At 44.5% G+C, this 10766-nt stretch carries 4 protein-coding genes, 18 tRNA genes and 3 rRNA genes; all 25 read left to right on the top strand.

What is annotated here, in order from left to right; all coding sequences use genetic code 11:
- Positions 1 to 43: 43 nt before the first annotated feature.
- Positions 44 to 586: a hypoxanthine phosphoribosyltransferase gene (hpt, locus tag LG375_RS07040; protein WP_060972955.1), complete on the top strand. Its 543-nt coding sequence runs from the start codon at positions 44 to 46 to the stop codon at positions 584 to 586.
- A gap of 19 nt (positions 587 to 605) precedes the next feature.
- Positions 606 to 2585 (top strand): ATP-dependent zinc metalloprotease FtsH, encoded by a 1980-nt coding sequence (gene ftsH, locus LG375_RS07035; protein WP_073690159.1) that lies wholly within the window; start codon positions 606 to 608, stop codon positions 2583 to 2585.
- A 363-nt stretch (positions 2586 to 2948) separates the two neighbouring features.
- Positions 2949 to 4496 (top strand): 16S ribosomal RNA (locus LG375_RS07030).
- 54 nt (positions 4497 to 4550) lie between these two features.
- Positions 4551 to 4623, top strand: a tRNA-Ala gene (locus tag LG375_RS07025).
- Positions 4624 to 4769: 146 nt separating this feature from the next.
- A 23S ribosomal RNA gene (locus LG375_RS07020) occupies positions 4770 to 7669 on the top strand.
- Positions 7670 to 7752: 83 nt separating this feature from the next.
- Positions 7753 to 7868: ribosomal RNA gene (gene rrf, locus LG375_RS07015) — 5S ribosomal RNA — on the top strand.
- Together the 16S, 23S and 5S rRNA genes with 18 tRNA genes alongside form the textbook arrangement of a ribosomal RNA operon.
- Positions 7869 to 7873: 5 nt before the next feature.
- Positions 7874 to 7946: transfer RNA gene (locus LG375_RS07010), tRNA-Val, on the top strand.
- A gap of 2 nt (positions 7947 to 7948) precedes the next feature.
- A tRNA-Asp gene (locus LG375_RS07005) sits at positions 7949 to 8021 on the top strand.
- Between the two features lie 19 nt (positions 8022 to 8040).
- Positions 8041 to 8113, top strand: a tRNA-Lys gene (locus tag LG375_RS07000).
- A gap of 5 nt (positions 8114 to 8118) precedes the next feature.
- Positions 8119 to 8200, top strand: a tRNA-Leu gene (locus LG375_RS06995).
- Between the two features lie 12 nt (positions 8201 to 8212).
- Positions 8213 to 8285, top strand: a tRNA-Thr gene (locus LG375_RS06990).
- A gap of 6 nt (positions 8286 to 8291) precedes the next feature.
- Positions 8292 to 8363 (top strand) — tRNA-Gly (locus LG375_RS06985).
- Between the two features lie 6 nt (positions 8364 to 8369).
- Positions 8370 to 8455: transfer RNA gene (locus tag LG375_RS06980), tRNA-Leu, on the top strand.
- 14 nt (positions 8456 to 8469) lie between these two features.
- Positions 8470 to 8543: transfer RNA gene (locus LG375_RS06975), tRNA-Arg, on the top strand.
- 6 nt (positions 8544 to 8549) lie between these two features.
- Positions 8550 to 8623: transfer RNA gene (locus tag LG375_RS06970), tRNA-Pro, on the top strand.
- A 5-nt stretch (positions 8624 to 8628) separates the two neighbouring features.
- Positions 8629 to 8702, top strand: a tRNA-Met gene (locus LG375_RS06965).
- 16 nt (positions 8703 to 8718) lie between these two features.
- Positions 8719 to 8792: transfer RNA gene (locus tag LG375_RS06960), tRNA-Ile, on the top strand.
- Positions 8793 to 8811: 19 nt separating this feature from the next.
- A tRNA-Ser gene (locus LG375_RS06955) sits at positions 8812 to 8901 on the top strand.
- Between the two features lie 9 nt (positions 8902 to 8910).
- A tRNA-Met gene (locus LG375_RS06950) sits at positions 8911 to 8984 on the top strand.
- A gap of 3 nt (positions 8985 to 8987) precedes the next feature.
- A tRNA-Phe gene (locus LG375_RS06945) sits at positions 8988 to 9060 on the top strand.
- A gap of 9 nt (positions 9061 to 9069) precedes the next feature.
- Positions 9070 to 9140, top strand: a tRNA-Gly gene (locus tag LG375_RS06940).
- 31 nt (positions 9141 to 9171) lie between these two features.
- A tRNA-Ile gene (locus LG375_RS06935) sits at positions 9172 to 9245 on the top strand.
- A gap of 4 nt (positions 9246 to 9249) precedes the next feature.
- Positions 9250 to 9337 (top strand) — tRNA-Ser (locus tag LG375_RS06930).
- A gap of 57 nt (positions 9338 to 9394) precedes the next feature.
- Positions 9395 to 10225: a rod shape-determining protein MreC gene (gene mreC, locus LG375_RS06925; protein ID WP_225745545.1), complete on the top strand. Its 831-nt coding sequence runs from the start codon at positions 9395 to 9397 to the stop codon at positions 10223 to 10225.
- A 1-nt stretch (position 10226) separates the two neighbouring features.
- Positions 10227 to 10751, top strand: a complete 525-nt coding sequence (mreD, locus tag LG375_RS06920) for a rod shape-determining protein MreD (protein ID WP_107372435.1) — start codon at positions 10227 to 10229, stop codon at positions 10749 to 10751.
- Positions 10752 to 10766: the final 15 nt, after the last annotated feature.

Genomic DNA, 10766 nt, shown 5'->3' with positions numbered 1-10766 from the left:
GTGGTATAATAACAGAATATTGACTTCGAGAAAGGGAACCCAAATGTTAGAAAAAGACATTAAAAAAGTCCTCTTTTCCCAAGAGGATATCGTAGCTAAAACTAAAGAACTAGGACAACAACTGACAGAGGATTATGCGGAGAAAAATCCTCTTCTAGTCTGTGTTTTGAAAGGTGCTGTTCCATTTATGGCAGAACTTATCAAACATATCGACACCCATATTGAGATGGACTTTATGGTCGTTTCAAGTTATGGTGGCGGAACTGTCAGCAGTGGTGAAGTAAAGATTCTTAAAGATGTTGACACTAATGTTGAAGGACGAGACATCATCTTTATTGAAGATATCATTGATACAGGTCGTACGCTCCTTTATCTTCGAGATATGTTCAAGTACCGTAAAGCCAATTCAGTCAAAATCGCAACTCTTTTTGATAAACCAGAGGGTCGTGTTGTTGATATTGAGGCAGATTACGTATGTTATGATGTCCCTAATGAATTTATCGTTGGTTTCGGACTAGACTATGATGAAAAATACCGTAACCTCCCTTATGTCGGTGTCCTAAAAGAAGAAATTTATACAAAATAAGTAAAGGTCTAATTAATTTATGAATAATAAAAATAATAATGGCTTCTTACGGAACGCTTTTCTCTACATCATAGTTATTATTGCGGTTGTAACCGGAGTACAATACTTTGCAGGAGGAAGCCAAAGCCCAAGTCAACAATTGTCTTACACACAGTTGGTTAAGAAAATTGAAGATGGTAAGGTAAAATCTATCACTTATCAGCCAGACGGTAGTATCATTGAAGTTAAAGGTAGCTACAAAAAGGCTGAGAAGGTTGATACTGACCTTAGTCTACCATTTTTAGGTGGTGCATCATCAGAGACACGTAGCTTTACGTCAACTGTGCTTCAGAATGAAACAACCATGCAGGCATTGCAATCAGCATCAGAAGCAGCTGATGTTAATGTTAAAATGATACGTGAAAGTTCAAGTGGTGCTTGGATTTCATATCTTTTTAGTTACCTACCTTTGATTGGGATTGCTATTTTCTTCCTTTTCATGATGAATCAAGGCGGTAACCGCGGTGCAATGAATTTTGGCCGCAACCGTGCTAAGACTCAATCAAAAGAGAATATTAAAGTTCGTTTCACAGATGTGGCTGGTGCTGAAGAAGAAAAAGAAGAACTTGTAGAAGTCGTAGATTTCCTCAAAAATCCACGTAAATATAAGGCACTGGGTGCACGTATCCCTAAGGGTGTTCTCCTTGAAGGCCCTCCAGGGACAGGTAAAACTCTGCTTGCTAAAGCTGTAGCTGGTGAAGCAGATGTTCCTTTCTTTAGTATCTCAGGTTCTGACTTTGTAGAGATGTTTGTCGGTGTCGGAGCAAGTCGTGTTCGTAGTCTTTTTGAAGACGCTAAAAAGGCTGAACGTGCTATTATCTTTATTGATGAAATCGATGCGGTTGGCCGTCGTCGTGGTACTGGAATGGGCGGCGGTAACGACGAACGTGAACAAACCCTTAACCAACTGTTGATAGAAATGGATGGTTTTGATGGAAATGAGAATATCATTGTCATTGCTGCAACCAACCGTAGTGATGTTCTTGATCCAGCCCTCCTACGTCCAGGACGTTTTGACCGTAAAGTTCTTGTTGGTCGCCCAGATGTAAAAGGCCGAGAGGCTATCTTGAAAGTCCATGCCAAGAATAAACCATTGGCTGAAGATGTTGACCTTAAGGTTGTGGCTCAACAAACTCCAGGTTTTGTCGGAGCCGACTTAGAGAATGTCTTGAATGAGGCAGCTCTAGTTGCAGCACGACGTAGTAAGACTAGAATTGATGCTAGTGATATCGATGAAGCAGAGGATCGTGTTATTGCCGGACCATCTAAGAAAGACCGCCAAGTTTCAGAAAATGAACGTAAAGTTGTGGCTTACCATGAAGCAGGTCATACAATTGTTGGTTTGACACTTTCTAGCGCTCGTGATGTTCACAAGGTTACTATTGTTCCACGAGGTCGAGCAGGTGGTTATATGATTTCTCTACCAAAAGAGGATCAGATGTTGTCATCTAAAGATGAGCTAAAAGAACAATTGGCAGGCCTTATGGGTGGACGCGTTGCAGAAGAAATTATTTTCAACGTTCAAACCTCAGGTGCTTCAAATGACTTTGAGCAAGCAACACAGCTGGCACGTGCAATGGTTACTGAATATGGTATGAGCGAAAAACTTGGACCAGTCCAATATGAGGGAAATCATGCGATGAATCCAGGACAATTTACGACAGATAAGTCTTACTCAGCTCATACAGCTCAACTTATTGATGAAGAAATTCGATCACTTTTAGTTGAGGCACACGATAAAGCGGCTGAAATTATCAATGCAAACCGAGAAACACATGCTCTCATTGCAGAAGCTTTGCTTAAGTATGAAACACTCGATGCTGCACAAATCAAGTCAATTTATGAGACTGGTAAGATGCCGGTGGATTCTCTTGCAGACTCAGAAGAGGATAACCATGCCCTATCTTACGACGAAGTCAAAGAAAGAATTGAAAATAAAAATAAAGATGAAGAAGAGTAAGGAGTTTTACTCTTCTTTTTTTTAAAGTAAAATCGAGAGAAAAAATACCATTTAAAAGCATTATAAAAAAAGAAAATTAAAATCACTGCAAGTTATTGACAAGATAAGTCAGAGATGATATTATAAATAAGCTGTTTCGGAAGAGGCGGCGAACACAAGAAGTAAAAAAACTTCAAAAAAGTGTTGACAAGTTATTCTAGATTTGCTAGAATATAGGAGTTGTCTTAAGAGAGACAAAGACCTTTGAGAACTGAATAAGAAACCAAGTGCAGGGTTATGATAGAAGAATTATAACCTGTCAATTTACAAGAATAAATCGTCAGACGACGGTAATGAGTTAACGCTCGAACAATTATTAAAGATTTTAATGAGAGTTTGATCCTGGCTCAGGACGAACGCTGGCGGCGTGCCTAATACATGCAAGTAGAACGCTGAAGAGAGGAGCTTGCTCTTCTTGGATGAGTTGCGAACGGGTGAGTAACGCGTAGGTAACCTGCCTTGTAGCGGGGGATAACTATTGGAAACGATAGCTAATACCGCATAACAATGGATGACACATGTCATTTATTTGAAAGGGGCAATTGCTCCACTACAAGATGGACCTGCGTTGTATTAGCTAGTAGGTGAGGTAACGGCTCACCTAGGCGACGATACATAGCCGACCTGAGAGGGTGATCGGCCACACTGGGACTGAGACACGGCCCAGACTCCTACGGGAGGCAGCAGTAGGGAATCTTCGGCAATGGGGGCAACCCTGACCGAGCAACGCCGCGTGAGTGAAGAAGGTTTTCGGATCGTAAAGCTCTGTTGTAAGTCAAGAACGAGTGTGAGAGTGGAAAGTTCACACTGTGACGGTAGCTTACCAGAAAGGGACGGCTAACTACGTGCCAGCAGCCGCGGTAATACGTAGGTCCCGAGCGTTGTCCGGATTTATTGGGCGTAAAGCGAGCGCAGGCGGTTTGATAAGTCTGAAGTTAAAGGCTGTGGCTCAACCATAGTTCGCTTTGGAAACTGTCAAACTTGAGTGCAGAAGGGGAGAGTGGAATTCCATGTGTAGCGGTGAAATGCGTAGATATATGGAGGAACACCGGTGGCGAAAGCGGCTCTCTGGTCTGTAACTGACGCTGAGGCTCGAAAGCGTGGGGAGCGAACAGGATTAGATACCCTGGTAGTCCACGCCGTAAACGATGAGTGCTAGGTGTTGGATCCTTTCCGGGATTCAGTGCCGCAGCTAACGCATTAAGCACTCCGCCTGGGGAGTACGACCGCAAGGTTGAAACTCAAAGGAATTGACGGGGGCCCGCACAAGCGGTGGAGCATGTGGTTTAATTCGAAGCAACGCGAAGAACCTTACCAGGTCTTGACATCCCGATGCTATTTCTAGAGATAGAAAGTTACTTCGGTACATCGGTGACAGGTGGTGCATGGTTGTCGTCAGCTCGTGTCGTGAGATGTTGGGTTAAGTCCCGCAACGAGCGCAACCCCTATTGTTAGTTGCCATCATTCAGTTGGGCACTCTAGCGAGACTGCCGGTAATAAACCGGAGGAAGGTGGGGATGACGTCAAATCATCATGCCCCTTATGACCTGGGCTACACACGTGCTACAATGGTTGGTACAACGAGTTGCGAGTCGGTGACGGCAAGCTAATCTCTTAAAGCCAATCTCAGTTCGGATTGTAGGCTGCAACTCGCCTACATGAAGTCGGAATCGCTAGTAATCGCGGATCAGCACGCCGCGGTGAATACGTTCCCGGGCCTTGTACACACCGCCCGTCACACCACGAGAGTTTGTAACACCCGAAGTCGGTGAGGTAACCTTTTGGAGCCAGCCGCCTAAGGTGGGATAGATGATTGGGGTGAAGTCGTAACAAGGTAGCCGTATCGGAAGGTGCGGCTGGATCACCTCCTTTCTAAGGAAAAACGGAATGTACTTGAGTTTCTTATTTAGTTTTGAGAGGTCTTGTGGGGCCTTAGCTCAGCTGGGAGAGCGCCTGCTTTGCACGCAGGAGGTCAGCGGTTCGATCCCGCTAGGCTCCATTGAATCGAAAGATTCAAGTATTGTCCATTGAAAATTGAATATCTATATCAAATTCCATATGTAATTAATTACATATAGATAGTAACAAGAAAATAAACCGAAACGCTGTGAATATTTAATGAGTTAGGTCGAAAGACCAAAATAAGGTTAAGTTAATAAGGGCGCACGGTGGATGCCTTGGCACTAGAAGCCGATGAAGGACGTGACTAACGACGAAATGCTTTGGGGAGCTGTAAGTGAGCAATGATCCAGAGATGTCCGAATGGGGGAACCCGGCAGGTAATGCCTGTCACTCATTACTGTTAAGGTAATGTAGAGGAAGACGCAGTGAACTGAAACATCTAAGTAGCTGCAGGAAGAGAAAGCAAAAGCGATTGCCTTAGTAGCGGCGAGCGAAACGGCAAGAGGGCAAACCGAAGAGTTTACTCTTCGGGGTTGTAGGACTGCAACGTGGACTTAAAGAGTATAGAAGAACTACCTGGGAAGGTAGGCCAAAGAGAGTAATAGCCTCGTATTCGAAATAGTCTTTATACCTAGCAGTATCCTGAGTACGGCGAGACACGAGAAATCTCGTCGGAATCTGGGAGGACCATCTCCCAACCCTAAATACTCTCTAGTGACCGATAGTGAACCAGTACCGTGAGGGAAAGGTGAAAAGCACCCCGGGAGGGGAGTGAAATAGAACCTGAAACCGTGTGCCTACAACAAGTTCGAGCCCGTTAATGGGTGAGAGCGTGCCTTTTGTAGAATGAACCGGCGAGTTACGATATGATGCGAGGTTAAGTTGAAGAGACGGAGCCGTAGGGAAACCGAGTCTTAATAGGGCGCATTAGTATCATGTCGTAGACCCGAAACCATGTGACCTACCCATGAGCAGGTTGAAGGTGAGGTAAAACTCACTGGAGGACCGAACCAGGGCACGTTGAAAAGTGCTTGGATGACTTGTGGGTAGCGGAGAAATTCCAAACGAACTTGGAGATAGCTGGTTCTCTCCGAAATAGCTTTAGGGCTAGCGTCGATGTTAAGTCTCTTGGAGGTAGAGCACTGTTTGGGTGAGGGGTCCATCCCGGATTACCAATCTCAGATAAACTCCGAATGCCAACGAGATATAATCGGCAGTCAGACTGCGAGTGCTAAGATCCGTAGTCGAAAGGGAAACAGCCCAGACCACCAGCTAAGGTCCCAAAATATATGTTAAGTGGAAAAGGATGTGGGGTTGCACAGACAACTAGGATGTTAGCTTAGAAGCAGCTATTCATTCAAAGAGTGCGTAATAGCTCACTAGTCGAGTGACCCTGCGCCGAAAATGTACCGGGGCTAAAACATATTACCGAAGCTGTGGATACCTTTATAGGTATGGTAGGAGAGCGTTCTATGTGCGAAGAAGGTGTACCGTGAGGAGTGCTGGAGCGCATAGAAGTGAGAATGCCGGTATGAGTAGCGAAAGACAGGTGAGAATCCTGTCCACCGTAAGACTAAGGTTTCCAGGGGAAGGCTCGTCCGCCCTGGGTTAGTCGGGACCTAAGGAGAGACCGAAAGGTGTATCCGATGGACAACAGGTTGATATTCCTGTACTAGAGTATATAGTGATGGAGGGACGCAGTAGGCTAACTAAACCAGACGATTGGAAGTATCTGGCCAAGCAGTGAGGTGTGATATGAGTCAAATGCTTATATCTATAACATTGAGCTGTGATGGGTAGCGAAGTTTAGTAGCGAAGTTAGTGATGTCACACTGCCAAGAAAAGCTTCTAGCGTTAATTATACTCTACCCGTACCGCAAACCGACACAGGTAGTCGAGGCGAGTAGCCTCAGGTGAGCGAGAGAACTCTCGTTAAGGAACTCGGCAAAATGGCCCCGTAACTTCGGGAGAAGGGGCGCTGACTTATGGTCAGCCGCAGTGAATAGGCCCAAGCAACTGTTTATCAAAAACACAGCTCTCTGCTAAATCGTAAGATGATGTATAGGGGGTGACGCCTGCCCGGTGCTGGAAGGTTAAGAGGAGTGCTTAGCGTAAGCGAAGGTATGAATTGAAGCCCCAGTAAACGGCGGCCGTAACTATAACGGTCCTAAGGTAGCGAAATTCCTTGTCGGGTAAGTTCCGACCCGCACGAAAGGCGTAATGATTTGGGCACTGTCTCAACGAGAGACTCGGTGAAATTTTAGTACCTGTGAAGATGCAGGTTACCCGCGACAGGACGGAAAGACCCCATGGAGCTTTACTGCAGTTTGATATTGAGTATCTGTACCACATGTACAGGATAGGTAGGAGCCTATGACCTCGGGACGCCAGTTTCGAGTGAGGCGTTGTTGGGATACTACCCTTGTGTTATGGCTACTCTAACCCAGATAGGTTATCCCTATCGGAGACAGTGTCTGACGGGCAGTTTGACTGGGGCGGTCGCCTCCTAAAAGGTAACGGAGGCGCCCAAAGGTTCCCTCAGAATGGTTGGAAATCATTCGCAGAGTGTAAAGGTATAAGGGAGCTTGACTGCGAGAGCTACAACTCGAGCAGGGACGAAAGTCGGGCTTAGTGATCCGGTGGTTCCGCATGGAAGGGCCATCGCTCAACGGATAAAAGCTACCCTGGGGATAACAGGCTTATCTCCCCCAAGAGTTCACATCGACGGGGAGGTTTGGCACCTCGATGTCGGCTCGTCGCATCCTGGGGCTGTAGTCGGTCCCAAGGGTTGGGCTGTTCGCCCATTAAAGCGGCACGCGAGCTGGGTTCAGAACGTCGTGAGACAGTTCGGTCCCTATCCGTCGCGGGCGTAGGAAATTTGAGAGGATCTGCTCCTAGTACGAGAGGACCAGAGTGGACTTACCGCTGGTGTACCAGTTGTTCTGCCAAGAGCATCGCTGGGTAGCTATGTAGGGAAGGGATAAACGCTGAAAGCATCTAAGTGTGAAGCCCACCTCAAGATGAGATTTCCCATGATTTTATATCAGTAAGAGCCCTGAGAGATGATCAGGTTGATAGGTTAGAAGTGGAAGTGTGGTGACACATGTAGCGGACTAATACTAATAGCTCGAGGACTTATCCAAAGAAAGTAACTGAGACATATTGACAACGATTTGGTTTCTTGATACAGTATAGATATTCAATTTTGAGTTGAGAATACTCAGAGTTAAGTGACGATAGCCTAGGAGATACACCTGTTCCCATGCCGAACACAGAAGTTAAGCCCTAGTACGCCTGATGTAGTTGGGGGTTGCCCCCTGTTAGATACGGTAGTCGCTTAGCGCAAAGGGAGTTTAGCTCAGCTGGGAGAGCATCTGCCTTACAAGCAGAGGGTCAGCGGTTCGATCCCGTTAACTCCCATAGGTCCCGTGGTGTAGCGGTTATCACGTCGCCCTGTCACGGCGAAGATCGCGGGTTCGATTCCCGTCGGGACCGTTCAAGTAGAAATATTTGAGACTCGTTAGCTCAGTTGGTAGAGCAATTGACTTTTAATCAATGGGTCACTGGTTCGAGCCCAGTACGGGTCATATATGCGGGTGTGGCGGAATTGGCAGACGCACCAGATTTAGGATCTGGCGCTTAACGGCGTGGGGGTTCAAGTCCCTTCACCCGCATTAGAAAAGTTAGCCGGCTTAGCTCAGTTGGTAGAGCATCTGATTTGTAATCAGAGGGTCGCGTGTTCAATTCATGTAGCCGGCATAAAATGCGAACGTAGTTCAGTGGTAGAACATCACCTTGCCAAGGTGGGGGTCGCGGGTTCGAATCCCGTCGTTCGCTTGAGGAGCCGGGGTGGCGGAACTGGCAGACGCACAGGACTTAAAATCCTGCGAAAGGAAACTTTCGTACCGGTTCGATCCCGGTCCTCGGCATAATATAAGAATGAGCACCCTTAGCTCAACTGGATAGAGTACCTGACTACGAATCAGGCGGTTAGAGGTTCGACTCCTCTAGGGTGCATTTTATCGGGAAGTAGCTCAGCTTGGTAGAGCACTTGGTTTGGGACCAAGGGGTCGCAGGTTCGAATCCTGTCTTCCCGATTTATGGCGGTGTAGCTCAGCTGGCTAGAGCGTCCGGTTCATACCCGGGAGGTCGGGGGTTCGATCCCCTTCGCCGCTATGTATATGGATTTCTTGGACCTTTAGCTCAACTGGTTAGAGCACTCGGCTCATAACCGAGCGGTCGTAGGTTCGAGTCCTACAAGGTCCATATATTAATTATAATATTTGGAGGATTACCCAAGTCCGGCTGAAGGGAACGGTCTTGAAAACCGTCAGGCGTGTAAAAGCGTGCGTGGGTTCGAATCCCACATCCTCCTTATAATTAACGCGGGATGGAGCAGCTAGGTAGCTCGTCGGGCTCATAACCCGAAGGTCGTAGGTTCAAATCCTGCTCCCGCAATATGGCTCGGTAGCTCAGTTGGTAGAGCAATGGATTGAAGCTCCATGTGTCGGCGGTTCGATTCCGTCTCGCGCCATTTTGTTAAGCGGGTGTAGTTTAGTGGTAAAACTACAGCCTTCCAAGCTGTTGTCGCGAGTTCGATTCTCGTCACCCGCTTTATTTGGATATTATAGCCAAGCATTTGCTTGGGCGCGTAGCTCAGATGGTTAGAGCGCACGCCTGATAAGCGTGAGGTCGGTGGTTCGATTCCACTCGTGCCCATATTGGAGAATTACTCAAGAGGCTGAAGAGGACGGTTTGCTAAATCGTTAGGTCGGGTAACTGGCGCGGGGGTTCGAATCCCCCATTCTCCGTACTATTATGACGAATTATCTTTTAGATAATTCGTTTTCTTTTTTTGAGGTGACAAAATGAAAAATAGTTTTTATCGATTTCTTCTTTATGGGTTTATTATTATTCTATTTTTTGTAATGCTTTTTTCTTTTGTCTTTACTAATAATAAATTAACGAAGGATATCTCTTTTAATGTATCTGGTTTAGTTACAAAAGTAGACTCTGTGGTTTCTGTTCCATTTACTGCACTATCAAAATCTCACAATGTTCTTTCTGATCTTTTATCAACTTATTCTGAGAATCGTGATTTAAAAAAATCTTTATCAAATTTAGAGAATCAATCGGCTATTATTTCTAACTTGCAAGAAGAGAATGATTCTTTAAGAGCATCGCTTAATCTTTCGGACAAGCTAAGTCGTGATAATGTTCTCACTGCTGAAGTTTCTATGAGACCTTCTGTGACTTGGTTAAAAGAGTTAACTATTAATGTGGGTAAGTCTAAGAATGTTAGTAAATCTATGCTAGCAACTTCTAATGGTGGAGTTATTGGCTTTGTAACTAAAGTTTATGATGATACAACAACTATTTCTTTACTCTCTAGTAGTTCTAGTGATAGCTACCTTGCATCTAGTGTTAAATCAGAGGACGATAATCAGATTTTCGGGATTATATCACGTTATGACAATAAAAAGAAGCTATTAGAGATGACACAACTCAATTCATCTTCTAACGTTAAGGTCGGCACTGAAGTAGTCACAAGTGGTCTTGATGATGTATCAGTAAAGGATGTTCCAATTGGTACTGTAGACTCTGTTATTGATTATGAAGGAAATCGTACGATTTTGGTAAAACCTTATGCTGATTTTAATAAAATTTCTTATGTTACTTTAGTTGGAGATGGTAAATAATATGAAATTATCCAAGTATTCTATTATTCCTTTCTTACTGAGTATTGTTCCTTTTCTATGGGATGGTCATATTTCGATGATACTTAATCATTATTTATCTCCTGAATTTTTTCTATCATCTCACCTTTTTATTATTTATATCTTCATCTTAACTCTTGATTTTCCAAATAAGTATGCATTTCTTTACCTAGTTTGTTTTGGATTTCTTTATGATACCTATTATTTCAAAACAGTTGGTATAGTGATTCTAACTCTGCCACTGTTATGCTATCTGTTAACTCAGCTAGGTCGAATTGTTAAGAGAAATACCTATGTTGATTTTTTGTTAATGTTTTTATTCTTATTTCTCTTTGATACCATAAATTTTGGCTTTGCCTTATTCTATGGTTTCTCCAATGAGTCTGTGACGGATTTTATTATTTATCAACTAAGTCCTAGTATAGTGTTTAATCTTTTGATCTTTATCTTTATTAAACCTATTCTTGAAAAATTATTTTTGTATCTGTCAGTTGATAGATTTAAATAGAACTGTAATATTGGC

This window comes from Streptococcus sp. Marseille-Q3604 (assembly GCF_916619785.1).
In the GTDB taxonomy this organism is placed as follows: Bacteria; Bacillota; Bacilli; order Lactobacillales; family Streptococcaceae; genus Streptococcus.
Note: the sequence above shows the minus strand (reverse complement) of the source record. Positions and strands in the feature narration are given on the sequence as shown.